At 59.4% G+C, this 26,808-nt stretch carries 24 protein-coding genes; 10 read left to right on the forward strand and 14 right to left on the reverse strand.

Annotated elements, in window-relative coordinates; genetic code table 11:
- The 6 genes from HGO40_RS25475 to HGO40_RS25500 all read left to right on the forward strand — a co-directional run.
- Positions 1–1,875, forward strand: a 1,875-nt coding sequence (locus HGO40_RS25475) for a patatin-like phospholipase family protein (protein ID WP_250965281.1), incomplete at its 5' end; no start/stop codon positions are given.
- A 470-nt stretch (positions 1,876–2,345) separates the two neighbouring features.
- The gene (locus tag HGO40_RS25480) at positions 2,346–2,675 is read left to right on the forward strand and encodes a hypothetical protein (protein WP_250965282.1); all 330 of its coding nucleotides are present in this window, start codon (positions 2,346–2,348) and stop codon (positions 2,673–2,675) included.
- A complete protein-coding gene (locus tag HGO40_RS25485; protein ID WP_250965283.1) occupies positions 2,668–2,832 on the forward strand; it encodes a hypothetical protein in 165 nt (54 codons plus the stop codon). The genes HGO40_RS25480 and HGO40_RS25485 overlap by 8 nt, the downstream gene beginning before the upstream one ends.
- Before the next feature lie 196 nt (positions 2,833–3,028).
- Positions 3,029–3,976 (forward strand): toll/interleukin-1 receptor domain-containing protein, encoded by a 948-nt coding sequence (locus HGO40_RS25490; RefSeq protein WP_213624563.1) that lies wholly within the window; start codon positions 3,029–3,031, stop codon positions 3,974–3,976.
- A gap of 67 nt (positions 3,977–4,043) precedes the next feature.
- On the forward strand, positions 4,044–4,631 hold the full coding sequence (locus HGO40_RS25495) for a transcriptional regulator (RefSeq protein ID WP_213624562.1): 588 nt from the start codon (positions 4,044–4,046) through the stop codon (positions 4,629–4,631).
- A 105-nt stretch (positions 4,632–4,736) separates the two neighbouring features.
- Positions 4,737–4,946, forward strand: a complete 210-nt coding sequence (locus HGO40_RS25500; protein ID WP_250965284.1) for a hypothetical protein — start codon at positions 4,737–4,739, stop codon at positions 4,944–4,946.
- A gap of 755 nt (positions 4,947–5,701) precedes the next feature.
- Here HGO40_RS25500 and HGO40_RS25505 read toward each other — a convergent pair.
- The 4 genes from HGO40_RS25505 to HGO40_RS25520 form a co-directional block, all read right to left on the reverse strand.
- Positions 5,702–6,988 carry a type II toxin-antitoxin system HipA family toxin gene (locus HGO40_RS25505; RefSeq protein WP_250965285.1) on the reverse strand — a complete coding sequence of 429 codons (1,287 nt, stop codon included), beginning with the start codon at positions 6,986–6,988 and terminating at the stop codon, positions 5,702–5,704.
- Positions 6,981–7,298, reverse strand: coding sequence for a helix-turn-helix domain-containing protein (locus HGO40_RS25510; protein ID WP_008053646.1), 318 nt, complete (start codon positions 7,296–7,298; stop codon positions 6,981–6,983). The genes HGO40_RS25505 and HGO40_RS25510 overlap by 8 nt, the downstream gene beginning before the upstream one ends.
- Positions 7,299–7,732: 434 nt before the next feature.
- On the reverse strand, positions 7,733–8,287 hold the full coding sequence (locus HGO40_RS25515) for a DcrB/PsbP domain-containing protein (RefSeq protein ID WP_250965286.1): 555 nt from the start codon (positions 8,285–8,287) through the stop codon (positions 7,733–7,735).
- A gap of 98 nt (positions 8,288–8,385) precedes the next feature.
- Positions 8,386–9,081 carry a B3/B4 domain-containing protein gene (locus tag HGO40_RS25520; protein ID WP_250965287.1) on the reverse strand — a complete coding sequence of 232 codons (696 nt, stop codon included), beginning with the start codon at positions 9,079–9,081 and terminating at the stop codon, positions 8,386–8,388.
- 165 nt (positions 9,082–9,246) lie between these two features.
- Between HGO40_RS25520 and HGO40_RS25525 the strand changes: the two genes are divergently transcribed.
- Positions 9,247–9,849: a helix-turn-helix domain-containing protein gene (locus HGO40_RS25525; protein ID WP_250965288.1), complete on the forward strand. Its 603-nt coding sequence runs from the start codon at positions 9,247–9,249 to the stop codon at positions 9,847–9,849.
- Positions 9,850–9,889: 40 nt separating this feature from the next.
- On the opposite strand, the gene HGO40_RS25530 is transcribed toward HGO40_RS25525, so the two are convergent.
- From HGO40_RS25530 to HGO40_RS25540, 3 genes are all read right to left on the reverse strand, one after another.
- A complete protein-coding gene (locus tag HGO40_RS25530) occupies positions 9,890–11,338 on the reverse strand; it encodes an APC family permease (protein WP_250965289.1) in 1,449 nt (482 codons plus the stop codon).
- Between the two features lie 382 nt (positions 11,339–11,720).
- Entirely contained in the window at positions 11,721–12,461 is a 741-nt protein-coding gene (locus HGO40_RS25535) for an IclR family transcriptional regulator (protein WP_250965290.1), read from the reverse strand.
- Between the two features lie 29 nt (positions 12,462–12,490).
- Positions 12,491–13,459, reverse strand: coding sequence for a helix-turn-helix domain-containing protein (locus HGO40_RS25540; protein ID WP_250965291.1), 969 nt, complete (start codon positions 13,457–13,459; stop codon positions 12,491–12,493).
- A gap of 214 nt (positions 13,460–13,673) precedes the next feature.
- Between HGO40_RS25540 and HGO40_RS25545 the strand changes: the two genes are divergently transcribed.
- From HGO40_RS25545 to HGO40_RS25555, 3 genes are all read left to right on the forward strand, one after another.
- Entirely contained in the window at positions 13,674–15,047 is a 1,374-nt protein-coding gene (locus HGO40_RS25545; protein ID WP_186706735.1) for an aspartate aminotransferase family protein, read from the forward strand.
- Between the two features lie 39 nt (positions 15,048–15,086).
- Positions 15,087–16,547, forward strand: a complete 1,461-nt coding sequence (locus HGO40_RS25550; protein ID WP_250965292.1) for an aldehyde dehydrogenase family protein — start codon at positions 15,087–15,089, stop codon at positions 16,545–16,547.
- Positions 16,548–16,644: 97 nt separating this feature from the next.
- Positions 16,645–17,208 carry a cytochrome b gene (locus HGO40_RS25555; protein WP_250965293.1) on the forward strand — a complete coding sequence of 188 codons (564 nt, stop codon included), beginning with the start codon at positions 16,645–16,647 and terminating at the stop codon, positions 17,206–17,208.
- 63 nt (positions 17,209–17,271) lie between these two features.
- Here HGO40_RS25555 and HGO40_RS25560 read toward each other — a convergent pair whose 3' ends face one another.
- The 7 genes from HGO40_RS25560 to HGO40_RS25590 all read right to left on the reverse strand — a co-directional run bounded on the left by HGO40_RS25560 (position 17,272) and on the right by HGO40_RS25590 (position 26,233).
- Entirely contained in the window at positions 17,272–17,679 is a 408-nt protein-coding gene (locus HGO40_RS25560; protein ID WP_250965294.1) for a hypothetical protein, read from the reverse strand.
- Positions 17,676–18,662: an acrylyl-CoA reductase (NADPH) gene (gene acuI, locus HGO40_RS25565; protein ID WP_250965295.1), complete on the reverse strand. Its 987-nt coding sequence runs from the start codon at positions 18,660–18,662 to the stop codon at positions 17,676–17,678. Before acuI ends, HGO40_RS25560 begins: the two co-directional genes overlap by 4 nt.
- A gap of 72 nt (positions 18,663–18,734) precedes the next feature.
- Positions 18,735–19,568 carry an oxidoreductase gene (locus HGO40_RS25570; protein ID WP_250965296.1) on the reverse strand — a complete coding sequence of 278 codons (834 nt, stop codon included), beginning with the start codon at positions 19,566–19,568 and terminating at the stop codon, positions 18,735–18,737.
- A gap of 338 nt (positions 19,569–19,906) precedes the next feature.
- A complete protein-coding gene (locus HGO40_RS25575) occupies positions 19,907–21,754 on the reverse strand; it encodes a M10 family metallopeptidase (RefSeq protein ID WP_250965297.1) in 1,848 nt (615 codons plus the stop codon).
- Between the two features lie 124 nt (positions 21,755–21,878).
- Positions 21,879–23,186, reverse strand: a complete 1,308-nt coding sequence (locus HGO40_RS25580) for a TolC family protein (protein ID WP_250965298.1) — start codon at positions 23,184–23,186, stop codon at positions 21,879–21,881.
- 1 nt (position 23,187) lies between these two features.
- Positions 23,188–24,498: an HlyD family type I secretion periplasmic adaptor subunit gene (locus HGO40_RS25585; RefSeq protein WP_250965299.1), complete on the reverse strand. Its 1,311-nt coding sequence runs from the start codon at positions 24,496–24,498 to the stop codon at positions 23,188–23,190.
- A 19-nt stretch (positions 24,499–24,517) separates the two neighbouring features.
- A complete protein-coding gene (locus tag HGO40_RS25590) occupies positions 24,518–26,233 on the reverse strand; it encodes a type I secretion system permease/ATPase (protein ID WP_250965300.1) in 1,716 nt (571 codons plus the stop codon).
- Positions 26,234–26,808 lie beyond the last annotated feature (575 nt).

The following is a 26,808-nucleotide window of genomic DNA, read 5'->3' on the forward strand; positions in this document are numbered from 1 at the left end:
CCCCCCGACACGCGAATGGAAAGACGCTCCCCCCTGGCGAGCGCAGACGCTGACTCGATTAAAAAAGATTACGCACAAGAAAGAATCCGGCGCGGCGCACCTCGTATTGGTCTGGCGTTATCCGGTGGAGGAACCCGTGCCGGAGTGTTCGCATTCGGCGTGCTGAATGGTTTGAACGATACAAAATTGCTGGATCAAGTAGATGTCATTTCGTCGGTTTCTGGCGGTGGCTATGCTGCTTATTGGCTGTTTGCACGGCGCTTGGACGCGGATCAAGATAATTTCAAGTATCAGGAAGCCTTTGAAGATTGTCGACCAGATTGGTGGGTTAAATACGATAAGGAAGACAAGGAGGTAAACCTCAGGCTACTCAGACAGAACGAGAACAACCTGCTCGGCCTCAAGGAGCTTCCAGGCTGTAATCTGAAGTGGTCAGGTCAACAATGGACCGGTGCAACAGACGACTATCGTTGGCAGGCCCAACTCGCCCGCTACCCGGACGTGTTTCGAAGAAGCCCGGTCGTTTTTAACGGCGAAAATGGCAGTGGCCCTAGCGCCGGGGCATTTCCCGTCGCACTGGCAACGGTTTTGGAGGTTTTGCGCTTCCCCTTTGTTCCAGACAGCTACTTGGGGCGCAAATACGAGGAAGGTATCTCGCGTACCTGGGGCCTGACACCGGAGCCTCGACTTCATACCGCTGGCGAGAAGGTTGAATTTGCCAACGCCGATACCGATCTCTTCGGCGGTCCTTATGTAAAGCCTGGAGTTCATACATGGGAAAAGTTGCGGCAATTGGATCATAAGCTGCTCCAGTCACAGGATAACGAGCAGCCCGGTAATGCTCGGCCATTGCCCCTCTGGATCATCAACACCACCGTTCTCCCCAAGCAAAATCAACCCGATGAACGCTCGATTTTTGAACTGACACCATTCAGCTACGGCTCAGAAGCATCAGGTTACCTCTCAACAGCCGACTACCCGGACATGCTGCCTGAACTTCCCGGATCCGTGAGAGCCTCTGCGGCGGCGGGTGACTTCCAGGGCTTTGGCACCAGTCACTGGCGTGAGGTGCAATGGGTCAGTACGGTATTGCCTGCCGCCCGATGGGGCGTCAACGTTAAAGACCATCCCTTCGGTGAGGGCGTAGGCACCATTCGCCTTAGCGACGGCGGTGGCTCCGACAACCTGGGGTTGATCAGCCTCGTTAGGCGAGGCATTCCCGATATCATTCTGGTAGATGCTGAAGCGGACATTGAAGGCCGTTTCGAGGGGCTGTGCTGGGATCGGGAGATTCTCAACAAGGCCGGCTATGACTTAACATTTCCGATGCTTGAGGACTTTTCAAAGTTGTGCGCTCAACGTATCGCTGAACGGGAAGGAAACATCCCTGCCGATCAGCGCGCGTACAATGTCAGCGCCTGGAACAATCCAGTCCTCCAAGGCAGCATCGTAGCGCTAAAAGGCAACGGTAAAGATAAGCTCTTGCCGGCGATGAACGTCTGGTTGATCAAGCTGGCGTGGAATCAGGAAAAGGTTCATTCAGCACTGAACGCGGAGCAGTGTGAAACACAGACGCATCCTGTTTCCTGCATGTTGACGGTGTATCACGCTCATCAAACGTACACAGACACCGAGCTGGAGCAATATCAGTTGTTCCCGCACTTATCAACCATGGGGGCGACCTGGAACGCGAGTACGCCTTTACTGTGGGCATGGCGAGAACTTGGTCGGTCAGCAGCTTCGCAGCTTCAGATAACAGGCACGAATGGCGAACTAAAAGTAAGCCTGAAATCCTCTGACACGAGCCCCCAGAAATTGCTGTTCAGAGCCCCGGATCGCCAAGCAGTTTCGATCGCACCTTCTAAAAAACACTAGTCAAACCACCGGGGCGGGCACCCCTGTCACACTGCGATATACGGCGTCCGCATCGGTACTGTCGCCAGGATTTTCTCAGCGACATTGGCCGAAAAAGCACCCCATTGACGAGACCGTCAGGCTAACGTGATTGATGAACGATCAGCACCAGTTTTACTCTGCCCGCGCTCATTGCAGACATCCTGTCTGCCAAGCGCTCAACGGTGCTACAGCACCCTGAAGTCCAGCAGCGCTGGCGTTGCAGTCGTTACCTGCCAAAGTGTTTTTTTCAACAGAGCGATATGGCTTGGTATCTGAAGGCCTTTGACGACCCCAGCATGGGGATCATACGTGTTGCCGACCGCGCAAACGGTCGCGCCAACTGAGAGGCCCCAGCCGCAAGATATGGCGCCTTCCTTTTTGTACGCCTACCAAGGGAAAATTCGAATTCCCTCCGGGGAGCGGTGTTCTCTTTTATAAGGAGAACAGCCATGCACCATTCCTCCCCCTGTCAACGTCGCAGCAGCATCTGTCGCGAGGAAGAACGCGTCTGGGTCAGTTTTTATCAACGCGTCGGCCGCGATCCATCACTGGCAGCCGAGTTGCTGGCGTTGATGAAAGCAGACGCCGTCATGCACCGAGAACTTTTGGCGTTATATCTGTGTTGTCGAGAATCGATCCGCTGCCACGAGGCGCGTCGATGGCGTGATCAGCAATTGGCGAATATCTTGCGCCGCCCCGGTGAGAACCGTAGAGGTGCTGGGGCAGCGATACAGCCTGGCCGGACATTAGCGCACCGGCGTGCTGCGGCACTTGACTGAAGTGGCTGAGCTGTCGGCGTATGGCTTGGTGAATGCGGTGACGCATTTCAGTCAAGAACTGGATGACTATGATCGGGCAACGGAGTTTGAGGTATTGGGCGGGAAGTTGATGGCGTTGCCGGCTAGACCTTGGAAAGGTTTGGCTGAAGCGGCGTGACAGAAGGGACAACGGGTCGGTGTGGCATACGCCGGCCCTGTTCATCCTTCCAGTCACCACCTTGATGCGGTAAGCGCATGCGCGCCCAGTCCAGCCTTGTGCGAATATTTCTCTTGAGTTGCCACAGGGCACATGGTCTATTTCGGCACTACAGTGTGGACGCGCACGTTCAATCACGGGAAGGTCAGGAGCGACAATGGCAAAGGTTTTTTTTTCGTATTCGCATGATGACGAGCAATACCGTGATCAGCTGGAAAAACACTTGGCGTCATTGCGGCACGAAGGGCTTATCGAGTCATGGCATGACCGGCGCATACAGGCCGGGCAGCATCTCGGAAATGAAATTGACCTACAAATCAACGCAGCCGATGTGATCCTGCTGCTCGTCAGCTCCAGCTTTCTCGATTCCCGCTATTGCTATTCCATCGAAATGACACGGGCCCTGGAGCGAAATGCCACAGGAGAAGCCCGGATCATCCCAGTGATCGTCCGGCCCTGTGATTGGCATTCGACTCCGCTGGGCAATCTGCTCGCTGCGCCCAAGGATGGCAAAGCCATCACGACATGGCCGAATTACGACGAGGCCTACACCGATGTCGCTCGGCAGATCCGTGCTGTGGTGACGCGCATTTCACCGGCAGTGACCTCGCCTGTCCCACTTGCCGTACCAGGTGTGCCCTCTTTCTCAGCGTCAGTAGTTGCACCCCCTCGCTCCAGCAACCTCGCCCTTAAAAAGACGTTCAGTGAATTGGATGCTGATAGGTACTTGCAGGAATCGTTTGACTTCATCTCACGTTTTTTCGAGGGTTCACTGCAGGAGTTGGAAGCACGCAATGACGGGATCAGCTGTCAATTTCGCCGCATCGACGGCAATACCTTCACCGGCGCGATCTATCGTCAGGGCAATAAAGCCAGCGAATGTTCAGTAACACTTGGCGGGATGGGCGGACGAAGTATTGAATTCTCCAGCAGTGCGTCTGCTCGTGGTGGCTTTAACGAGATGCTTTCGGTGGATCATGATGATCAGTCACTATTCCTCAAGTCACTGGGTATGGCCATGCATGTTTCACGCTCACAAAAACTGACCCAGGAAGGTGGTGCAGAACTGTTTTGGTCAATCCTCATCGGACCGTTGCAGCGATGAGATGCCCACGTGTCGATGACTCCACGCTTCGCCAACCTGCTCGCGCCGGACAAGCCGAGCCTCGCGCATGAGTTTGAGCCCTAAAAGCTTCAAGGAAGCCCTGGCCAAAATCCGCGGCGAAGGGCTTTCCGAATTCCGCCAGCGTCAAAAACTCAACGACCAAGCGGTCTGTGAAGCCAAGCAACTGGGCGGACTTCCACCGTCGCAGTGGCCATCGCTGAGTTTCAATTGGGACACCTCTGCCCCCTCTCAACGCCACTCACTGGATGCAACGCCGGCCGAGTCATTCCATGAGCTTTACCCCAAGGGGTTTGCACTCGGGTGGGTCACTTTGTCGGACCTTGACGAGAAGCTCGGCCATTTCAGCCGGCGAGACACCTTAGAGGAACTCTGGGGCAGCGGTTTCAAGGACAAACTGTCTTCTATGATCGCCTATTTATCCCATGCTGGTCCGGTGTCTCCACCGCTGGTAAAACCGTTAAAAACCGGTGAGGTGATCTTTCAAGGCGGAAATAACCGCTACGCAGTCGCCAAAGCTGTTGGGATCCTTGAGCTGCCGATTTATGTAGAACCCCAACATAAGGCAGCCATTTCCCTCATCCTGCCGATACGCTGGTGTTCAACAGAAACGCCCGAAGAAATCACCTCGAATTAAGCATCATTTTCTTGGTTGATGTGAGCTGAAGCCTTTGCAAAACCCTCAGGGTGTCACCTAACACTCCCTTGCTATGGTCTCGACCTATCAAAGGAGCGAAATCATGTGCCACCTTCAACTGACGTACAAACCACCAACCTTTACCATCTCCAAGCCATCAGCCACGGCCTCCTGCAAGACCGTGTCGGCACCATCAGCCGCTTTCACCTCGCGGTCGAACTGTCCGACCGGCTAATGTCACTTAACGCGGGCCAACTCTGGGCCTTGGTGGCCCATGCCTTCTACCACATACTGTTCCCCCGCGCCCTGACCTGAGGGATCTGATCAAACTGCCCCTCCCACTGATCGGTGCCTTGGGCACGGTGCACAGCACAGCCACCCGAGCGCACTAAGGCCAAACAATGGACACACGTCGCGCCAAACACGCTCTACAGGCACTGGGACTGGCACACGCATGCGCAGGTTTGGCGCGCGACCGGTCACGGTGCAACGGCTCAAGCATTTGTTGCCTCGCAATCTCAGGCACTGGTTCTTTCCAAAGCCTGAGGGCACGCCGCGTGGTTGTGCCCCTGCTCCACGGAATGGTATCCACGCGCCAATGCCTTGAATCGTGGGGAGGCCTCTATTTTTGTTGAGCTCTTCCATGGCTTAGTTGATGCCGTGGAGATGAAGGTATATTGAATGCCATCCTGATCCATCATGGCCTCTGTCAGGAATCGCCACTCGCGTTCGCTCGTGAACCTGATGCTACTGGGGGCAAAATTGGGGGCATATTTGAATATTTTCTACCTGAAAATATTGTTCTAGAGCCTAGTCAAAATGTTTTTCGGCGACCCTGAGAGTCTTTAGGTTTCGTCGGGCAGGCTGTTTAGCTGCTCATTTTTGCCTTTTCATAGACCATGGAGATCCATTCACTTCCAGTGGATTTCTACATTGGGGGCATCTGAGGGCATGCTTTGGATGGTTAAAAAGGTTGCCCGGCAACACCCACGTCTTCGGCGGCACAGGGCCCTAAGTGCTTAAAGCACACGGCAGCATCGATCATGAGAGTCGCCCGCTCCTCCCGATCTTCAACGGCGACCGCTGCCCGCATGACCGCGGTGTAACCGAGCTACGTTCTGATCGATGCGGCCTTGGATCGTGCGCAAGGTGTCTCGAGTAATAACCTGTGGGTATAGGTTTTCGGCGATGCTTGCAAACCGGCTCGCCACATCGCAAATGCCGTCAATCATTCTGCCGGCAACGTCCGGGGGGACCTCGGCTTCCTCGGCAAGCCGAAGCATTTGCGTGCGAGAAATCGACAGCGCTTCCCCCATCACATCCATCTGGTGATATCCACTCGGCCCCTCGCAGAAGGTCACGTCGTAAGCCGGCGACAATCTCCACTGGCCGTCTTGCGACATGATGTAGGCAAAGTTTTTGGGATGATCGTCTCGGTTGTTGAACGCAACATTGAAGACGGCACGTTCGAAGGCCACCGCCATCTCTCGCACGTCGTTAGTACACATCTGTGTTGCCCGCAAGAAGTTGACGTAGTCCAACACCCCCGGAGACCGGTAATTTGCCCCCGTAAAGGCCGCGAGGCTTTGCATGGGTACGCGCAGACCATCCCGACGGTCAAATCGCTTACTGGCAAACGCAGCCAACCCATTAGGCAGACTGAAGTACTGCGTCTCAGGGGTCTTGATGCCGCACATGCGCAGGCACTCGGCGTAGACCATTTCGATAGCACACACCTCGGCATGCTCTTCTTTCGCCGGGAACTTGACCATCCAAGCTTCAAAGCCCGCCGTAACGGCAGTGGTAAAACGGCCAGTTTCTGGATCGCGATAGACGAGGGCCTTAGGCCTTGCACCTTGAGGCGAGCCACCCACCAGCAGCAACGTCTGCAGGAACTCGCCACCGTCTCCATGGAGCACTTCCTGCACTTCGGCGGCAAGCTGCTCCAGGGGGATATGGACTTCAGACTCCTGCCCTTCTGGTGCCACGGGCTCAAACGTCATGGCCCCCATTGCATTGCAACCGATGTAGGCCAGCCGCTCCAGTGAGCCGATGCGCGCCGTGGTGAGCCCGCGCCGCCTGAACATACGGTCCATCAGCAACATGCCCCACCCATCGGGCAAGGAGTCGTAAACAGGCCCTGGCAAGTACAGTTGGTGGTCTGGAAAATCTTGGCGCAACTGAGCCCCCTCCAACGGGAGCGTGTAGGAGGACAGTTCCAAGCCCCTTTGCCTGGCTTCATTGCTGTACTGGAATACGATCAGCGGGCGACCGGTCAGGGCAGTCGTGGAGACGAGCGTGCCCCATTGCCATCGCTCACCCCAGCCCTCGTAGAAGACGTTCACCTCCTCAAGCATTGCCGGACTTCCTCTTTGTACGAAGACGATTGGCGCTGTTTTCGTAGCGCCGAATATCCTCGATGCTGTCCAGCTTTGGCAGGAACAGGCCTTCAAGTTCCTTGGTTCGACCAAGAGCCATCGCCACACGAACGACGTTCTCGAATCCGACATTGCGCCCTGCTTCAAGGTTGGACACTGTGTTTGTGCCGATGCCGGCACGTCCGGCCAAGTCGGCCTGTGTCATGTCCAGCGCCAAGCGCTCTGTACGCAAGCGATCGCAGAGGCGCTTGACGACCTCGCTCGGCTTGCTGAAGCTTAAATCCAACATAGTGTGCACCAAGACCATTCTGTGCCAGTTAACCCCCAAAATTATAGAATTAACGCCCCCCCCTATCAAGGGACTTAATTCCCCAAACCTGTGTCTTATCGATTAATTTCTAGGTCCAGCCACAATTTAATGGATTTATCATCCATAAAAGCCAAAAGCAGAGAGAACTATTGGGGCAGTTAAGAACCGTATGCTTGGTGAAATCTTGCCTTCCGCCCGAGCCTGGTTAGCGTTGGGGGCAAAAATGGGGGCACGCTAAAAATTTCGCGACCTGAAACCACCGTCCTAAAGCCAGTCAAAATGTTTTCGGCGATCCCGATAGCCTGCAATAGAGTTCCAGTACATCAAAGCCCACGGCTTTCGCGCCCCCTCGCAAAACGCTGCGCACGTAGCCTCAGATTTAGAATGCAGCGCAAGGAATCAGGAGATGGGGTTCACTCGCCCAGAATGTTCTTCAACGCAGCGGTATGGCCGGCCGGGTCGTTTACGCTGGACATCACTTCGATGATGGTGATCTTCTGATCGTTCATCGTCATCAACGAAGCCATCAGTAGTTGCAGGCCGTTGAAATCGTCGGTGCCGTCCAGGCGGTGCATCTTCAAGCCGTTCACCTGAATGATTTTCTCGCTAGTCATGCGAAAGTTGGATGACGCGGCCTGCTGCTTTTCCTTCACGGTATCCACGGCAAGGCGAAACGCAGCGTCCGGGGTGGTACCCGCAGTCGGTGCCAGACCTTCGGTAACGATGATGGCCCGCTCGCTTTTCGGATCGAAGTACATCGTGCCGCCGTTCTCGCTGTTCAAGATACGGGTCTCGACGCCGTTGAGCACGAACTTCAGCTTGCCGCCTGCCAGGGACACCGATTGCGTGTCCGATGCCGCCGTAGCGGTTTGTTCAGGCGAGGCAGCAACTGCCATGGTGGCCGCGCCGCTCAAGGCAGCAAGCACGCACAAGGAACGGGTCCAGCCCAACAGCAAATGCTTCGACATTGATAGCGCCTTTGTTTTCAGGCCGTCGAATACCGACGGCCTGTCGTGCGAACAGCCTAGCTTACTTGCCTGCTCACTTGCCCAGGATTATCTGTCGACTATTTAGCCCCAGTCCCTATCAACGAACTCTCGATCTGGACGCCAGGCATCATTCGTTGCAAACCTTCGATCAGTTTGTCCCCCGCTTCCGTCAAGGCTTCAAGCGGCATCGCCGGCAAACTTTCCAGAATGAACCACATGCACTTCGCCTCCGCATCGAGACGGGTCCTGACACCTTGCCGCCAGTTCCAGCGACGGCAGGTCACGCCTTTGTCGTCGCGCCAGACCACTTCGCCGGCGTCTGGATATTCGACAGCAGGAGCCCCTTCTTTCAGGGTGTCGAAGGGCTCGGTGCCATCGGCGACTACCAACCGTGGGGAGCCCACATAGGCTTCGATGTTTTCCCCGCCAACAGGGATGGCGTACTCAAGACTGATGGCGTTATAGAGATCGACGATGGGATCCAGGCTGGGCAAGCTGCCGTCGCGCAACACCCGTTTACGCAACGCCTCGGCTGAACAAGGCGTGCGCTGCGGCTTGGCTCCAAACTTTCGGAATGTATCGGCCCATGCGGCCAAATGTGCTTCGCCCCAGCCTGGCCCACCCTCCCGCACTGCCTTGCAAGCCCGGTCCAGCGCGGCCTGAGCGACCTCAGGATGGGTCAGCGGCGCAGCTTGCACCACAATGCTCAGAGCCCTGAACCCCGGGACCAGCTCTGCAACGGCTCGATCGATTAACGGCAGTACGGACAGCATCAAGAACCTCCAGGAATCCAAATGTCATTTCATGCTATCCAGCGCCGACCAACAAAGTCAATATAATGACCAGCATCACCCACTATAACGAATGGGTCGATTGACGGGCCTATCGGTATAGACCGAGAATCCCGGCACATTTTCTTCTCGGCATGACCCTCATCAATGACCATGAATACCAGCCTGTCGACGACCCCGGGTGCTGACGCTCAAGCCGTCAGCCTGGCCGTCGCGCGCACGCTCAAACAGGCACGCAAGGCGCAGAAGATCACCTTGGATGAGCTTTCCCGGCGTTCAGGGGTGAGCAAAGGAATGGTCGTCGAAATTGAAAAATGTACGGCGAACCCCAGCATTGGCATCCTGTGCAAAATCGCAGCCGCGCTGGGTTTGTCCGTTGCAGACATCGTCAATGTGACCGAAGCCCCCTCTGCCCATATCATCGACAGCCAGGACATTCCCACGCTCTGGACCGGGGACCAGGGAGGGACGGCGCGACTTCTGGCAGGAACGTCCGGCCCCAATATGATCGAGCTGTGGCGCTGGGAAATGCACCCAGGCGAGGCCTTCGCGTCACCTGGGCACCCTCAAGGCACGCTTGAACTTTTTCATGTGGAGAAAGGCACGCTCAAATGCGTGGTTGGGGAAACGGAGTTGGTCATCCCTGCGGGGAGCTCGGCAGTGGCCAAGACCGATGTTCCCCATTCCTACTCCAACGCTGGCAGATCCAAGTTGGTATTCACCATGTCCGTGACGGAGATGCATCCGTAAGTGCTCAGCGGAGCTTGCGCCATCGATACGGTGCAGACGCCTAGAGCTTATGGCTCCCCAACACCCAATACCGCCGCGGCTCCACCTTGCGCAGTCGCGCCGCCAGGAACACACCCACCAGCAACGCCGCCGGAATGATCGCGCAGAGGCCATATGACAAAGCCTTGCTCGCACCTGTCAGCACATCGAAATGCACCACCGCGATAAACAGGACCGCCAACAGGGCCACGCAAGAGAAACCAGGAAAAATCCGCCCACGCCATATTCCCAGCTTGAGTTCGGGGTGGCGCTGGGCAAAGACCCAGACCGCGGCGGAAGTCAGCGCCATCAGCAGAATCACGCACAACGTCGCCAGGTTGGACAGCCAGGCGAACAGTTGCAGGATCGGGTCGGCATCCATGGCGGCGAAAATCAGTACCACCACGGCGGAGATCAGGCTCTGCAACGCCGAGCCCATGTGCGGGCTCTGGTGGACGCGGTGGGTAGTGCCCAAGCGGCTGGGCAGCAAACCGTCACGTCCGATGGCGTAGAAGTAACGGGCCGCGGCGTTGTGGAACGCCAGCAGCCCGGCGTAGATGCTGACCATGAACAGCACGCGGATGACCTGGGTCAGGTGCGGACCGACAAAGTGGTCGGACATGCCATAGATAAACGTCGTCGGGTCCTGCAAGGCCTGGAGCGTGGACACGATCTTGTCCGCCCCAACACCGATGACCATCGACCAGACCGACAGCGCGTAGAAACCACCGATCAACAATACCGAACAATAGGTGGCAATCGGGATCGTCCGCTCCGGGTTCTTGGCTTCTTCACCGTAGATGGTGGTGGCCTCGAAGCCGATGAACGCCGCGAAGCAGAACAGCAAGCCGATGGACGGCGTACCGCTGAACACGTGACTGCGATCGAACGCGTCGAGGTTGATGCCGCTGTCGCCACCGGTCCTCAGGATCGCAAAATCCAGGAGCAGGATCGCCAGGTATTCGGCGATCACGATCACCGACAGCACCCGGGCCGACAGGTCGATCTTGCGATAGCCGAGGATCGCGATGCTCGCCATCGCCAGGAGTGAATAGGTCCACCATGGCAAATCCAGGCCAAAGACGCTGGCCATCGTGCCGCTGACCACGCCCCCGAACATGCCGTACAGGCCGACCTGGAGAATGTTGTAGGCAAACATCGCCAACACTCCCGCTGCGCCACCGGCCAAGCCACCCAAACCGCGGGAGGTGAACGCGTAGAAACCGCCGGCGTTGGTCACATGCCGGGACATGGTGGTGTAGCCCACCGAAAATGCCAGCAACACCAGCAAGGCCAGGATCAGCAACGCCGGTGTGCCGGCGCCGTTGCCCAGCATGATGCCAATGGGGAAGCCGCCGGCGATGACACTCAAGGGGCTCGCCGCCGACACCACGAAGAAGATGATGAAGCCGACACCCAAGGCCCCACGCTTGAGCTCCGTGGAGCTATTGACCGGGAGAGGTACACTCATGTTTTCTTGACCTTATTGTATGAGGCAGGCGCTGTAGGATCGGTGCTGTCAAATGCTCACCGTCACCCGATAGCGTTATTGTTCTTGTTGCACGCTGGATTCGATCCTATGCCTCTCCCTGAACGCCCCATTAGCCCAAATCGGTAATCGCCGCGCTCGCCTCAAAAAAGCCTGGCCTGGGGCTAATGCCAGTTAGTTAAGTGGATACCACGGACAAACACACAAACCGTGGCGAGGGAGCTTGCTCCCGCTGGGCTGCGTAGCAGCCCCAGAAACAGGGACGCTTCGCGACCCAGCGGGAGCAAGCTCCCTCGCCACAGGGTTATTGCCCGCCTTTGTTTCGCTTAACTGACAGACATGAGGGCGTGTGGCCCCTCTCACTTCACTGCTGGGCAATACGCGCCGTCAGTTGCGACGCCGCGCCGGTGACCAAGTCGCACAGGTAATCCTGCTGAAACGCTCGGAACCGCTCGCTGCGCCCCACCAGGGTCATGCTCCCGAGGACTCGGCGTTTTTCGTCGAAGATCGGTGCCGCGACGCCACTGCGTCCCGGGTGCAGCTCGCTTTCGCTGATGCAATAGCCCTGTTTGCGGATGGCGAGCAGCCCTTTGGTGAACGGCTTCCACTCCAGTTCCTGATGCAGCACTTGCGCGGGATTGGCGTGGAAGTCGTAGATGCGGCGAATCTGGCGCGGCAGCAAATAGGCCAATACGACCCGAGCGGTCGCGCTGTGAAAAAGATCGATCGGCCGTCCCCGGTCGCCCCCCTCCGGGCCGGCGTCGGAGCCCCGCTGGATCAGCACATTGACCACCGAGTCACCATGCCATTCACTGACCAGCGCATCCAGGCCGGTGTCGGCCACCAGTTTGTCGACCAGGCCCCGGCTGCAGGCCAGCAATGGATCGTAGTGGGTCATCTGATGCTCCAGCGTGACGATACGTGGGCCGAGCGCATAGCCCCGCGGTAATCGCTTCAAGAAACCCGCGTCGCCGAGTTCGCGCAGATAACGATAGGCGGTGGCAGGCGTGTAGCCGAGCTCCCGGCAAATGACGTCCACATCGATGACCGGCCGCTCAGGGCGAAACAAGTCGAAGACCCTGAGCAGGCGGCGAAGGCTATTCATCTTTTCTACGTCCTTGTGCAGGCCAATGCTCAAGCAAGCGCACAACCGCCGATGGCAGCGCGCGTGGTCTGGGAGGGCAACTCCGCGAACAGCGCCTGGTACTCGGCCGCAAAATGGCTGAGGTGAAAGAAGCCCCACTGGGCCGCGGCATCGCCAATGGAGAGATGCGCCGCTGGGGTGGACATCAAGGTTCGGCGCACGCCGTTGAGCCTTACGGAGCGCAGGTAATTGACCGGCGTCGTCTCGGTCACCGAACGGAAGCTGTTCTGCACGGTACGGCGACTCACCTGGAGTCGCTGGCACAACTCATCCACGCTGGGCACGTTGTTCGATTGCGCGGTCGCCAGGCGGTGACACTTTTCGACAATGTAACTGCGCGTGGAGCTGGGCGCGCGCTGGTGCTTGTCGCAGGCGGGGTCGGTCATCAACTGGAGCAATTCGTCGAGCATGGTCTGCTCCAGTGCCATTTCCCGGTCTTGTGCGTTGTCGAGTTCTTCGCTCAAGAGCGCCTGGGAGAACGCCGCCAGCATTCGACGGCGAGCCTCGGCGTAGCGTTGGGTGGAAAGCCTGATCACCGGCTGGCGTAGCAACTGAGCGATTTCCTTGGCCGACGCGGTTTGCGCCAACGCTTGCTCGAACAACTCACGCTCGAAGGTGATCGCCAGCAGCTCCATGCCCATCGGCATGTGGAACATGAATTCCTCGCCACCATGAAGAAAGAACAGGCTGCTGTCGTCCACTTCCCGCCCCTGCATCCGGATCGTACCCGGGACGGTGATCGGTACGGCGAAGCACATCTTGCCCCGAGGAGCCACGCCGTGCTGCACGACACGCTGGTTGATCTGCTCGCGAAAGACGTGGCAACGCGGCGTCGTCAACTGGATCAGTGAGCTCTCAGCCGAACCAGCGGTCAGCTGATTGTAGTCCTGGCTCCACTCCTGGACGGTGGCGGCGTGGACATGGATGTCGTGGAAGTGGCTGATGTTCAGGTTTTTCATGATGACGAAAGCCTCGGCCAATATTCTTGTTTTTAGATCGCCTTCACGATCGATATTCTCACATTAAGAGAATTCTGCAAATTTTCTTTCAGGAACGCCAGATCTTCGAAAGGAAGGTACGCCGCAGCCTCCCAATGTGCCGATTCGGGCTACCGGCCAGGATCGGGCCACGAGGATGATCGAGACACTGAAACCGACATCCTGAGAGACCGTCATGAGTGAAGCCAAACTTGAATCCCTCCATTTCGCGGATGCCCCGCGGATAACCTCTACCATCCCCGGCCCCAAGACCACCGAGGCCCTGGCGCTGTCGGCGCGTACCGAGTCGATGGCCCGCGGCGGCGGACGCATGCCGGTGGCCATGGACCGGGCGTTCGGCGCGACCTTCAAGGACGCCGACGGCAATACCTACATCGACCTGTCCGCAGGCGTGGGCGTCAGCAGCGTGGGTCGCTGCCATCCGAAGGTGGTGCAGGCCATTCGCGAACAGTCCGAAGTGCTGATGCACGCCCTGGAAGTCAACAGCACCCGGCGCACCGAATTGGCCGCCAAGCTCTCCGAGATCGCACCCGACGGCTTGCGCGGCGACTGCATCACGTTTTTCACCCAAAGCGGTAGCGATGCGCTGGAGGCGGCCATCAAGTTCGCCAAGCGCGTCACCGGGCGGCACCAGATCATCGCCTTCCACGGTGGCTACCACGGTGTGTGGAACGCGTCCGGCGCGCTCACCACAGGCACGGCTTACCGCAAGGGCTACGGTGCCCAGATGGGTGGCGTCATTCACGCGCCCTACCCTTATGCCTATCGCTTCCCCTTCGACACCACCCACAAAAGCGCCGAGCAGATCGCCGGTGAGTACGTGGATTACCTGCTGAACACCCCCTACACCGCCGCCGACGACGTGGCTGCCGTGATCGTGGAGCCGGTGCAAGGCGAAGGCGGCTACGTGCCCCCCTCGCCAGAATTCCTGCAACTGCTGCGCAAGGCCTGCGACCGCAGCGGCGCACTGCTGATCGTCGATGAAGTGCAGTCCGGTGCGGGGCGTACCGGCAAGATGTGGGCGGTCGAGCATTCCGGCGTGAAGCCCGACATGCTCACGTTCGGCAAGGGCATCGGCAGCGACTTGCCCATGGCCGGCCTGATCATGCGTTCGGACCTGGCGGCGGCGATTCCTGACGGATCGATGCCCAACACCTTCGCCGCCAACTCGTTGTCCGCGGCAGTGGCATTGACCAACATCAGCATCCTCCAGGACCCGGAGCTCGATCTGCTCAACCGCGCCCACACACTGGGGCTGGAAGCGCAGGAACGTATCCGTGGCTTCGGCAGCCCGCTGGTCGGCGAGGTACGCGGTCGCGGCCTGATGATCGGCATCGAGCTGGTCTCGGACCCGACCACCAAGGCGCCACTGGCACCGGAAAAGATCGGCCAGCTCATGGGTTACCTGCTCAGCCACGGCGTGCTGATGATTCCCTGCGGGCGCTACAGCAACGTGATGCGGGTCATGCCTTCGCTGACGATTTCACGGGCGCTGTTCTTCAAGGCACTGGACATCTTCGGCGACGCCCTGGACGCCCTCGAGGCGTGAGATGTCTCGACGCTGCCCATCACCCCATGGACTCCAAAAATGACTAAGCACTTAAAACACTTCATCGCCGGTACGTCCTTCGAAGCCTCCGACGGGCGCCGCATCAACCTGGTCAACCCGGTCACAGAACAAGTCTACGGCAGCTGCGCCCAAGGCACCGCTGAAGACGTCGACCGTGCCGTGGCGGCCGCACGCAACCAGCTCGAACGTGGCGCCTGGAGCCAGCTTGACGGCGCCCAGCGCGCTCGACTGCTATCGAAACTGGCGGATCTGGTGGAGCGCGACACCGACGTGCTGGCCGATATGGACGCCGACGCCATCGGTCGCTCGCCGATCGAGCCACGCCGGCTGGACGTGCCCAATGCGGTCGCCAACCTGCGCGCCTCCGCCGGCTGGGCCAACCAGCTCGAGGGACGGACCATTCCCTCCGGCGGCTACTTCGGCACCCAGTCCCTTTCATACACGGTGCGGGAACCCGGGGGGGTGGGCGGCGCCATCGTTCCCTGGAATTCACCGCTGATGATCACCGTCTGGAAGCTCGCCGCTCTGCTGGCGGCGGGCTGCACCGTGGTCATCAAACCGTCGGAAGAGACACCCCAGTCGGCCTTGCACCTGGCGACGCTGGCCCAGGAAGCGGGTTTCCCTGACGGCGTGATCAACGTCGTGACCGGCTACGGCAACGAGGTGGGTCGTGCCCTGTGCGAACACCCACATGTCGACAAGATCAGCTTCACCGGCAGCCCTGAAGCCGGCCGCGAGATCCAGCGCACCGCCGGCGTGCTGTTCAAGCGCGTGGCCCTGGAGCTGGGCGGCAAGAGCCCGCAGATCGTCTTCGACGATGCCTCCTTCGACGATGCGCTGTTCGGCTGCACCCTCGGCCTGTTCGCCAACCAGGGCCAGGTCTGCGCGGCCGGCTCACGCATCCTGGTCCAACGCAATCTCGCCGATCGCTTCGCCGCCGCGCTGGCCGATGCCGCGCGCGCCGTCAAGGTGGGCGACCCTCGCCAACCGGGCGTGCAGATGGGGCCGGTGGCCAAGAAAGCGCAATTGGATCGCGTCAACCGTTACATCCAATTGGGCATCGACCAAGGTGCGACCCTGCTGGCCGGCGGTGTATCGACCCCTGAACAAGGCTGGTTTGTCCGGCCGACAATCTTCGCCAACGCCCGCAATGACATGGCGATCGCCCGGGATGAGATCTTCGGCCCCGTCGGCACGGTGATCACGTTCGACAGCGAGGATGAGGCGATTGCCTTGGCCAACGACTCCTCCTACGGCCTCGCGGCCACGGTCTGGACCAGCGACCTGGCGCGAGCGCACCGCGTCGCGGCGGCAATCAAGGCCGGTGCCGTAGGCATCAACTGCTGGAGCCCACTGGACGCCAACCTGCCCTGGGGCGGCGTCAAGGCCAGCGGCATCGGCCGAGAAGGCGGATTCAGCGGCGCGCTGGCCTACACCGAGGAAAAGGTCATTACCGTACTGCTGCCCAGCTCAAAATAACCCGCATTGACCCGGCCACCTTCCAAGCCGCTGTGCCGTAGAGGGTGGCCGTTCAACTGCGCATTTCGATGCCTTGATGATGGATGGAGAGACCGCGATGAATCCGGCAAATCAAACAATAATTGATCGGTATCCGACGTCCCTGCGGATTTTGCACTGGGTGCGCGCCGTGCTCATCGCCGGCCTCCTCTGGGCGGGCTGGCACATGACGGGGCTCGATGACGAAGTGGCGAGCAAATATGAGCTCTACTACGCGTGGCACAAATCCTTTGGGGTGCTGGCATTCCTGGTGGTCCTGGTCCAGATCGCCCTGAGGGTGAAAACGGCCAGGCTGCCGCAACCGCCGGAGACGCTGGCGCGCTATGAGCGGGTTTCCTCGCGACTTGCGCACCGCACGCTGTACGCACTACTGGTGATCGTGCCGTTGATGGGCTACTCGATGTCGAGCACCTACACGATGAGCGACGGCGTGTTTTTCTTTGGGGGGAACCTTCCGGAGCTGCTGGGCAAGAATGACGACTGGTTCGTCGTCTTCCAGTGGCTGCACAAAGTGCTCGCCTATACCCTGCTCGGCCTGATCCTGGTGCACGTCGCCGGCGCCCTCAAGCACCGGTTTTATGACCGCGACCCTCGAAACGATGTCCTGCGCCGCATGCTGTGACTTGATGAGGCGTTGGAAGAAGATGCCAATACCTTGTGGTGCTTAGCGTCATCCGCAGGGGTTTTACCCATGAGCCTTTGCCCTGCCCTCGGCACGAACGACGAACAAGAACCCCAGCGCCAGGGCAACTTCCACCAGCACCGCCGGCAAGATGCCCGCCTCGACATGGCCCACGGCCCACTCGCCCAGCCCCAACAGCGCAAGCAGCAGGCACGTGATGACGAACCCCGCCACCACGGCGGTTCGTCCTGGCGAGGGCGGCGCATTGCGCGCCAACAGCAGCGCAACCCCGATGCCTGCATAGAGCGGTGCCGCGCGCCGGCCTACCAACCCTGTGACACCGCCGTCGAAGACCACGCCCCAGTTGGCCAGCAACGTGGCCGGGGTGAGTAACCAAATGATCGCCAAGGCAAAAAACAACAGCGCCGAAACGGTTGCCAGGTAACGGAAAGCGCGGGAAGCGTTGTTCATGCGTTGACGTCTACGACCGTGCGTCCGCGCACCTTGCCTTCCAACACCCGACCGGCAACGGCCGGAACCTCTGCCAGGCCAACCACCTGGGTGGTGCGGGCCAGCTTGCTCAAATCCAGGTCCTGGGCAAGTCGCGTCCAGGCGTGCAAGCGCACCGCTTGCGGAGCATTGACCGAATCGATACCGGCCAGGGTCACGTTGCGCAGGATAAATGGCAGCACCGAGCCCGGAAGATCCGCGCCCTGGGCCAGGCCGAAGGCAGCGACAACGCCACGGTATTGGGTTTGTGCCAAGGCATTGGCGAGGGTGTGGCTCCCCACCGAATCAATGACGCCGGCCCAGCGTTCCTTGCCGATCGGTGCGCCTGCCTGGGACAAGGTGTTGCGGTCGATGACCTGCGCCGCGCCGAGACCGTGCAAATAATCGGCTTCCTCTTGACGCCCGGTTGAGGCAACCACTCGATAACCCAGGCCCGACAGCAGCGCGATGGCCACCGAGCCGGCGCCACCGCTGGCGCCAGTGACCAGGATATCGCCCCGATCCGGGGTCAGCCCACCTTGCTCCAACGCCAACACGCTGAGCATCGCCGTGTAACCGGCGGTGCCGATGGCCATGGCTTCGCGGGTGGAGAATACCTGCGGGATCCTCACCAGCCAGTCGCCGCTTACCCGTGCCCTCTGCGCAAAGCCACCATGGTGGGTCTGGCTCAGCCCCCAACCGTTGACCAGCACGCGGTCGCCAATCTCGAAGCTCGGGTGGCTGGACGTTTCGACGATTCCGGCGAAGTCGATGCCCGGAATCAGCGGAAACTGGCGTATGACCGGCGAGCGCCCGCTCAGGGCCATGGCGTCCTTGTAGTTCACGGTCGAGAACTCAATCGCAACGGTGACGTCACCGGCCATCAGGTCCTCGTCTTTGAAGTCGACCAGTTGCGTCGAGATCGCTTCGCCGGTCTTACTCGTGAGCAGCGCCTTGAATGTCATGTTTTTTATCCTGTTGTTCAAACCGATCGTCAGCGCTGCCCTGCAATGCAACAGGAGCAACAACCGTTAGCATCAGTGTGCCTGGGACGGCCATTTGGTTTCGAGCTGCAGCGCCTTGCGGATACCCGAGTCCAGCAAGCGCGCCGGAGCAAAGCTGCGCAGGAACTGCAACTGACCAGCCGCCTTGCCAGCGGTATAGCGCAACTTCGGCCGTGCGGCGCGCGCGGCCTGGAGCACCACATTGGCCACCACGTCGGGACCGTCGGCGGTCGCCATGGCCTGGTTCACCACTTGGGTCACTTTTATCCGAATGTCCTCGTACACGTCGAGCTTGGCGTCGGGCTGGAGGTTGTTGTTCTCGAATTGGGTCTTGGTATAGCCGGGCTCGACCACCGTGACCCTGATGCCGTGTGTACGCAACTCGTGATCCAGCGCCTGGGAATAACCTTCCACTGCATGCTTGCTGGCCGAATAGAGCGCGGCATAAGGAACAGGCACGACGCCGAGGATGGAGCCAATGTTGATGATGCGTCCGACACCCTGGCGTCGCATATGCGGCACCACCGCGCGAGTCGTGCGTACGATGCCGAGAAAGTTGGTATCGAAAAGGGCCTTGGCCTGCTCGATTGAGCTCTCTTCCGCCGCTGCGGGCGCAATGCCGAAGCCGGCGTTATTGACCAGCAGATCGATCCGCCCCTCCAATCGAAACAGCTCCTGGATGGCCGCTTCGACGCTGGCATCGTCGGTGACGTCCAGCATTAGCAGTGGAAAGCCCTGCTGGCCGGCGCGCGCGCCTCGCCGGCTGGTGCCATAGACGTTGTAGCCTGCCGCAACGAGCTTATGGGCGATGGCTTCTCCGATGCCGGATGAAGCACCAGTCACCAACGCCACGGGTTTGTTGATCATCATGAGTTTCCTTCCGGTTATCGAGGTTATCCGGTCAGAAGATCGCAACTGTGGTGGTCCAGGGATCCGACATCAGCGCGTTTCATCGACTGGCAGGCTTATGATGATGATCATAATCGTAGCAGTCAATGATTTTGATGCTGATCGACATCAATAAAGCCAATAGTCGCGATTCGTTTGACATCCTTGAATTAACAAGGCTGTCGACGAGCTTATGCACTTGAGCGACTGCATCTTGAAGGTGAAGCGTATAAAAAAAGGGCTGCTATGTAGCCCTGCGGGAAATGAATGCAAATGGTTCAGGGCCCGATCATTCTTATAGGCCCTGAACCGCTCGGTCAGGCGATCAGATCGGTGGCATCAAGGGTATTGACACCCACGAGCTGGATTTCGAAATCCGCCCCCAGGTCACCGTTGACGTTTCCGTAAAGTGTGTGGTCGACGAAACGCAGTTGCCCGGCGGTCGTGAACTCATTCGAGTCGATGAAACTGAATTTATTGAGCGTAGCGGTCAGGACGTTAGCGTCGAATTTCGACAGGTCGATTTTGTCCCCCTGGAGAGTGCTGAAATCGAAAATGACGTCTCGACCACTGCCTTTACCCAGCTCACTCAATGCGCCGAAGAGAAATCGGTCGGCCCCGGCGCCACCAATGAGGGTATCGGTGCCAGTACCGCCAACCAGGGTATCGTTGCCAGCACCACCGTCGAGCCTGTCGTTCCCTGCTCCGCCGGCCAGCACGTTATTGGCGGCGTTGCCGGTCATCACGTTATTCAGGAAGTTGCCGCCACCGTTGACCTGGGCACTGCCGGTCAGCGTGAGGTTTTCCAGGTTGGCCCCCAGCCCCCAGCTTACAGACGAGACCACGGTGTCGATTTCGCCGGCCAGGATACTGGTTTCGCGGGTGATGTCCTTGAGGTTGTCGACCACATAGGTATCGTTGCCAGTACCACCGATCAGCGTGTCGATGCCCCTGCCGCCGTCCAGCACGTTGTTGGCGGCATTGCCAGTCAGCACGTTATTCAGGAAGTTGCCGCCACCGTTGACCTGGGCACTGCCGGTCAGCGTGAGGTTTTCCAGGTTGGCACCCAGGCCCCAGCTCACCGAGGAGAGCACCGTGTCGATTTCGCTGGCCAGGGTGCTGGTCTCACTGGCAACGTCCGCAATATTGTCAACCATGTAGAAGTCGCCGCCGGCACCACCTGCCATGACATCCTTACCAGCAAGGCCATTCAGGACATTCGCCAGCGCATTGCCGATCAGGGTGTCGTCATTGGCTGATCCGATGGCATTTTCGATTTTGGCGCCATACGCGATCGCCAGCCCTTCATTGCAAGCCGTCTGGGTGCTGAGGTCCATGACCGCCTGGCCAAGTTTGCTGAACTGACCTTCATTCAAATTGATGCGCACGGCTGCGATCTGATTGCTCGCATCTATCGCGTCTTTGCCGCCGGCGTCCCAAATCGTTTCGAAAACTGATTGGCCGGACTCCCAGCGATACGTGTTATTGCCAGTCTGCCATTGAGTGTTGGCCCCATAGAGACTTTGGATGGCGGCTATATCCAGCACCATGGGGGTGGTGGGCTCATAGGAATACGAGGTGTTGTAACTCATGATCGTATTGCGAACGTCATCGAACTGGGCTGCAAGCACCGTGGTGTTTGACAGACTTTGGGAGAACGGATGCTTGAGACCAAGTGCATGGCCGATCTCATGCATGAAAACCAGATAGTCGTAAGTGCCCTTGTCCGGGGTCGGGTTGCTCGTCACCGGCCCGAGCCAGACATCACCGCCGCTGGGGGTGTCGGCGGGGAAATAGCCCCAGGCTGCGGTGTCGCTATCCATATTCAGATAGCCGCCGAACCGCAGGTCGCCTACCGCAGTGTAGGATTCGCTGACCTGGGTGAATTTGATGTTGGCGATCGAACCCCACATGCCGAGCGCACTGGTAATGCCGTTTTGCTGGGCTGACGTCAGGACGTAGCTGGCCTCATACTCATTGTCACTGCTGTAGGAGCGAGCAAAACGCGAAGTCTCAGTCATGAAACTGTACGTCAGGGGTGTGGTGAACGTACCGGTGCTCCAGGTGTTGCCCATCCAGTAGGTACCAACCAGCAAGCTGTCGACTTGTGCATTGCCGGTCAGCGTTGCCGACGAAGTGTATGAATAACCAACCGGAGTGGGCATGTGAAGTCTCCTATGAGCAATCTGCGGCCTTCCGAAATGCGGCCGCTACAAAAAAGGGTATTTTGCATTAGAAACGGCGAAAGTGATATTACTTAGCCATCTTTCATGTCTTTAATCCACTGATCTATGGCGCAACCAGCCATTCATTGGCCCGGCGAATATCTCCATCGCCCAATCGCCCGCTCCAGCGATGCAACACCAGCAAACTGGTCACGAACTTGTATTGGGACTGATAGAAATCACGCCGTGCACGAAACTCTTCCTTGATGCTATCGAGCACATCGACCGCATTCTTGACGCCGTAGCCGAAGGCTTTTTCCGTGGCTATCCGTGACTTTCCAGCCGATTCCAGCGCGCGACGCGTTGCCTTGATCCGACTGAGTTCGGCCGTCATGCCAAGATAAGCCGTGCGGGTTTCCTTGATGACCTGGCGTCGCAAGGCTTCCAGTTCTTGCTGGGCGACTTCCTTGTCACTTTCGGAACTCGATACCCGTGCACGGGTAGAACCGCCGCTGTAGAGCGGCATTTGCAAGTCCAGGGAAGCAACGAGGTTGTCCGAGCGCGGCGTCACGGCGCCTTCATAGCCGATGTCACTGCGTTGCGCCGTCAAGTTCAGCCCCAGCCGAGGCAGATGCCCCGCCTTGTTTTCAGCGATGGCCGCCTCGGCGGCGCGGACACTGTGCTCGCGGGCGTGCAGCGCCGGGTTGCTGTCCAGCGCCGCCTGCACCCAATCGTCTTGTGCTTGCGCCGGCAGACTGAAGGCTGGATTGTCGCCAATGCGCTTGAATCGCTCGCTGACATCGCGCCCCACCAGTTCAGAGATGGCTTCACGATTGACCAGGACTTTGTTGCTGGCTTCGATCTCGTCAGCCTTGAGCGCATCCACCCGCGCCTCAAGATCCAGTGCGTCGGTGACCATCGCCATCTGCCGCGCGTACAAGGCCTTGACGCGCTTGAGGTTACGCTCGGTCGCCTCCAGTTCGCTGCGCACCAGCGACAGTTCGTCTTCCGCCGCAAGCACGGCGAAGTAGCGCTCGGACAGATCAATGCTGGCCTGCACCCGGGTATCGTCGGACTCATAGCCACTCTGCCGGGTCAACTCGATGTACTTCTGATAACTGCGCCAGACCTGCGGGTCATAGATCACCTGGTTGAGCACCACGGCCATACGCTTGCCGTTGTACTGGATACGGTTCAGGTCATCGTCGCGCCGGCTGCGGTTGAGGCTGCTGCTGGCATTGAGCTGCGGCAGCAATTGGCCAAAGGCTGCGCGCTCCTTGCCCTCGCCGCTGCGGGTCAGGGCTTGTGCCCGCAGGATGCGCGGATCAGCCCCCTGCGCTTCCTGGTGCAATTGCCACAGGTCAACATACGTGTCGTCAGCGAGGACTCCCAACGGCATGAGGGCCAGGCACATCATGATCAAGCGCTTCATCTCAGTCCTCGATCAACGAACGAGCGAACACGTTGCTCGCCGGCTGTATCAAGTATTGCAACAGCGTCCGCGCCCCCGTATTGACCAGCACTTCGACCGGCATGCCCGGCACCAGGGTGAGGTTGCCCAGCGTCTGGCGCCCTTTGTCCGTCAGGGCCACGCGTGCCAGGTAATAGGCTGCGCCAGTGTCCTTGTTGATCAGGCGGTCAGCGGAAATCTGCACCAACCGTCCCTCGATGACGGGCGTGGTGCTGCTCTTGAATGCGCTGAAGCGAATGTCCGCCAACTTGCCCAAGGCAATGCGGTCGATGTCCATCGGCGACACTTGGGCCTCGACGATCAGCTCCTCGTTGGCCGGGACGATGTCCAGCAGCGCAGTGCCCGGGCTGACCACGGCACCCAGGGTGTGGACGGTCATGCCCATGACCATTCCGGACTCCGGCGCGAGGATATCGGTACGCTGATCGCGGTCCTGCAGGGTTGCCAATCGCTCGCGCAATTCGTACACCTTGGTCCGCGCATCGCCCAGCAGGCCAGCGACCTCGCTGGCGAAGGCCTTCTTCAACTGCAGGATCTTCAACTTCGCCTCGTCGACATGGACCCGCGCTTGCGCGATCTCGGACTGGCTTTCAGCGATTTCGGTTTGCAGTCGAGCGAGGCTGCGCTCCTGCTCGCGCAGGCGCTGTTTGTCCACGTAGCCTTCGGCAAGCAGTGCCCGCAAGTCGACTATTTCTTCTTGATAGGAGGCGGCCAGCATCTGTTTGCTGGCGATGATGGCCTTGAATCCGCGAACCTGTTCCTCGATTTGTCCGATGGTCGTCTCTTGCAAGCCGATTTCGCCCAGCAACGAGGTCCGTCGAGTCTGGAAAATTCGCGCTTCACTGTCGCGGGCTTCTTGTACCCGCGGGTCCGCGAGGTCCAGGGTCGGCACCGCGACTGGTTCGGGCAGCGCGTCACGTTCAGCCTCCAACCGGGCCTGCAATTGGAGCGCGGCGATCAACTGGCTGCGGGTCGTTTCCATGTCCGAACGTGCCTGGGTATTGTCGAGCACCAACAACACATCACCGGTTTTTACCAAGTCCCCGTCGTGCACCCGCAGTTCGCGCACAATGCCACCTTCCAGATGCTGCACCGTCTTGCGGTAACTCTTGACCGTGACCACGCCCGGCGCGAGTGCCGAGCTGTCGAGCGGGGCCAATGCCGCCCAGCCACCGAACAGGCCAAACGTGACCAGCAGCATGACGTAACCGACGCGGCGTATCGGCCTGTCATCGATGGGCAAGGCGGCGGATGAGTGCTTAGTGTTTTGCATGAAATGGCTCATCCGTTTCCTACGGTTGAATCGCGGCAGCCTGGCGGGCCGCGGGTGTTGCGTCTCGCAGGCGTGCCAGGATCTGGTCCCGCGGCCCGAACAGACTCAGTTCGCCATGATTGAGCACCAGCAGTTTGTCCACCTGCGCCAGCACCCCGGATCGATGGGTAATGACAAACACCGTGGCCCTGCTCTGCCTGAGCTTTTGCAGCGCCTCGGCGAGCATTTTTTCGCCGGCATCATCCAGGTTGGAGTTCGGCTCATCGAGCACCACCAGGCGCGGTTCTCCGTACAAGGCGCGAGCCAGGCCGATACGTTGTCGCTGGCCGCCGGACAATCCACCGCCATTGGCACCGATCAAGGTGTCGTAGCCATCGGGCAGGTGCAGAATCAATTCATGGACCCCCGCCATCCGCGCGGCGGCGACCACGGCCGGTGCGTTCACCGTGCCAAAGCGGGAAATGTTCTGGCTGATCGAGCCTTCGAAGAGTTCGATGTCCTGGGGCAGATAACCGATGTACTGGCCCAACTCCTCCCGACGCCATTGGCTGATGTCCGCACCGTCCAGGCGCACGGTGCCGGCCAGGCTTGGCCAAACGCCCAGCAATGCCCTGGCGAGGGTCGACTTCCCCGCGCCGCTGGGCCCAATGATGCCCACCACCTCGCCTGCGCTCACCTGGAACTTCACGCCGCGAATAATCGCTGTGCGCGCGTCCGGGGCCCCCGCCGAGAGGCCCGCGACGCGAATCGCCCCTTCAGGTGCCGGCAGCGGCATGCGCTCAGGCTCGGCGGCCACCTTGAGCAGCAATTCGTGCAACCGGGCGTATTGCGCACGGGCGCCCAGGATGCCTTTCCATACGCCGATCAACTGATCGATGGGCGCCAACGCACGCCCCAGCAAAATCGAGCCGGCAATCATCAGCCCGGACGAAATCTCGTGATTGATCGTCAAATAGGCGCCCAGGCCCAGCACCAGCGACTGAACGATTTGCCGGAACGTCCTGGACACCGAGGTCATGGTCGCGGCGCGGTCGCTGGCCAGGCTTTGCAGGGCAAGAATCTTATGGGTTCGCCCGCTCCAGTGCTGGCGCAGGCTGGCAAGCATGCCCATGGATTCCACCACTTCGGCATTGCGCAAGCTTTTGTGGGTGAGCGCAGTGGCTGCCATCTGTTCACGGTTGGCCGCCTGCAGCGGCGCATGGGTGAGCTTTTCATTGGCGAAGGCCAGCGCCCCCAGCAACACGGCACTGACGATTCCCATCCAGCCGTACCAGGGATGGAACATGAACATGACCGCGAGGTAGATCGGAATCCACGGCACGTCGAAAAACGCGAACAGGCCGTTGCCCGTCAGGAACTGGCGCAAGCCGTTCAGGTCGCTCAAAGGCTGGGCCGTGGCATTCAGGCCACTGGTATTGAGCGCCTGCTTGAAACTGGCATCGAACAGACGCTGGCTCAGCAGCGTATCCAGACGCGTACTGATCCGCACCATGATCCGCGAACGGACCCACTCCAGGCCGCCCATGGTGATCATCAACAGCAACATGATCAGCGTCAGCATCAACAGCGTCGACACGCTGGCGCTGCCTACCGCGCGGTCATACACCTGCAGCATGTAGAACGAAGGAACGAGCATCAGCAAGTTGACGAAAAAACTGAAAAAACCAACGGAAAGAAAACTACCCTTGCAGACGGCAAGGGCCCCTTCCAGTTCGGTCCTGGCGTGGGCTGACATGGTTTATCACCTGAGGTCCGATTCTGGTCAAACCTGAAAAATCACATGGGCACAGGCGTGTGAACGCCTGGGATATCTTTCGGCGGGATCCCGCTAGGGCGCCGGCGCAATCGGATCTACCGCGTTGTATCGGCATGCTTGCGGGGTTCTTAAGGGAAAATTGGCGGGTAGACCGTGCGGCGTGGGCGCCCGAGATCAATGTCCTTCCCGAGGCGGCTTGATAGCCCACCTAGTTCTTGATGGGACCGCGTTTGTCCTGTGGGAGCGAGCTTGCACGCGAAGGCGATGTGTCAGTTTTGCAGTGATGTTGGATGGGCCGGCCTCATCGCGAGCAAGCTCGCTCCCACAGGGTTCTGCGGCGCATGTGCATTTTGGGACTGTCGAAAATCCAGTGTGGGAGCGGGCTTGCTCGGGAAGGCGGTGTGTCAGTTTGCAGTGATGTTGGATGGGCCGGCCTCTTCGCGAGCAAGCTTGCTCCCACAGGGTCGGCCTCATCGCCCCCCGGTGTCAGGCTAGTTGTCGCCTCTCCAAATTCCTAAAAGCATTTCGGGGGCGGCAAGAGTATGGTCATGCCT

This window comes from Pseudomonas sp. CG7 (genome assembly GCF_023701885.1).
Classification (GTDB): domain Bacteria; phylum Pseudomonadota; class Gammaproteobacteria; order Pseudomonadales; family Pseudomonadaceae; genus Aquipseudomonas; species Aquipseudomonas zanjanensis.

Bases quoted from the DNA above. Each gene is read 5' to 3' on its own strand.
- HGO40_RS25560 (WP_250965294.1), bottom strand. From the start codon at position 17,679: ATGAACAACGCTTCCCGCGCTTTCCGTTACCTGGCAACCGTTTCGGCG.
- HGO40_RS25545 (WP_186706735.1), top strand. From the start codon at position 13,674: ATGAGTGAAGCCAAACTTGAATCCCTCCATTTCGCGGATGCCCCGCGG.
- HGO40_RS25520 (WP_250965287.1), bottom strand. From the start codon at position 9,081: ATGCTGTCCGTACTGCCGTTAATCGATCGAGCCGTTGCAGAGCTGGTC.
- HGO40_RS25580 (WP_250965298.1), bottom strand. From the start codon at position 23,186: ATGAAGCGCTTGATCATGATGTGCCTGGCCCTCATGCCGTTGGGAGTC.
- HGO40_RS25490 (WP_213624563.1), top strand. From the start codon at position 3,029: ATGGCAAAGGTTTTTTTTTCGTATTCGCATGATGACGAGCAATACCGT.
- HGO40_RS25555 (WP_250965293.1), top strand. From the start codon at position 16,645: ATGAATCCGGCAAATCAAACAATAATTGATCGGTATCCGACGTCCCTG.
- HGO40_RS25530 (WP_250965289.1), bottom strand. From the start codon at position 11,338: ATGAGTGTACCTCTCCCGGTCAATAGCTCCACGGAGCTCAAGCGTGGG.
- HGO40_RS25590 (WP_250965300.1), bottom strand. From the start codon at position 26,233: ATGTCAGCCCACGCCAGGACCGAACTGGAAGGGGCCCTTGCCGTCTGC.
- HGO40_RS25540 (WP_250965291.1), bottom strand. From the start codon at position 13,459: ATGAAAAACCTGAACATCAGCCACTTCCACGACATCCATGTCCACGCC.
- HGO40_RS25585 (WP_250965299.1), bottom strand. From the start codon at position 24,498: ATGCAAAACACTAAGCACTCATCCGCCGCCTTGCCCATCGATGACAGG.
- HGO40_RS25495 (WP_213624562.1), top strand. From the start codon at position 4,044: ATGAGTTTGAGCCCTAAAAGCTTCAAGGAAGCCCTGGCCAAAATCCGC.
- HGO40_RS25480 (WP_250965282.1), top strand. From the start codon at position 2,346: ATGCACCATTCCTCCCCCTGTCAACGTCGCAGCAGCATCTGTCGCGAG.
- HGO40_RS25550 (WP_250965292.1), top strand. From the start codon at position 15,087: ATGACTAAGCACTTAAAACACTTCATCGCCGGTACGTCCTTCGAAGCC.
- HGO40_RS25575 (WP_250965297.1), bottom strand. From the start codon at position 21,754: ATGCCCACTCCGGTTGGTTATTCATACACTTCGTCGGCAACGCTGACC.
- HGO40_RS25510 (WP_008053646.1), bottom strand. From the start codon at position 7,298: ATGTTGGATTTAAGCTTCAGCAAGCCGAGCGAGGTCGTCAAGCGCCTC.
- HGO40_RS25535 (WP_250965290.1), bottom strand. From the start codon at position 12,461: ATGAATAGCCTTCGCCGCCTGCTCAGGGTCTTCGACTTGTTTCGCCCT.
- HGO40_RS25505 (WP_250965285.1), bottom strand. From the start codon at position 6,988: ATGCTTGAGGAGGTGAACGTCTTCTACGAGGGCTGGGGTGAGCGATGG.
- HGO40_RS25515 (WP_250965286.1), bottom strand. From the start codon at position 8,287: ATGTCGAAGCATTTGCTGTTGGGCTGGACCCGTTCCTTGTGCGTGCTT.
- HGO40_RS25525 (WP_250965288.1), top strand. From the start codon at position 9,247: ATGACCATGAATACCAGCCTGTCGACGACCCCGGGTGCTGACGCTCAA.
- HGO40_RS25570 (WP_250965296.1), bottom strand. From the start codon at position 19,568: ATGATCAACAAACCCGTGGCGTTGGTGACTGGTGCTTCATCCGGCATC.
- acuI (WP_250965295.1), bottom strand. From the start codon at position 18,662: ATGACATTCAAGGCGCTGCTCACGAGTAAGACCGGCGAAGCGATCTCG.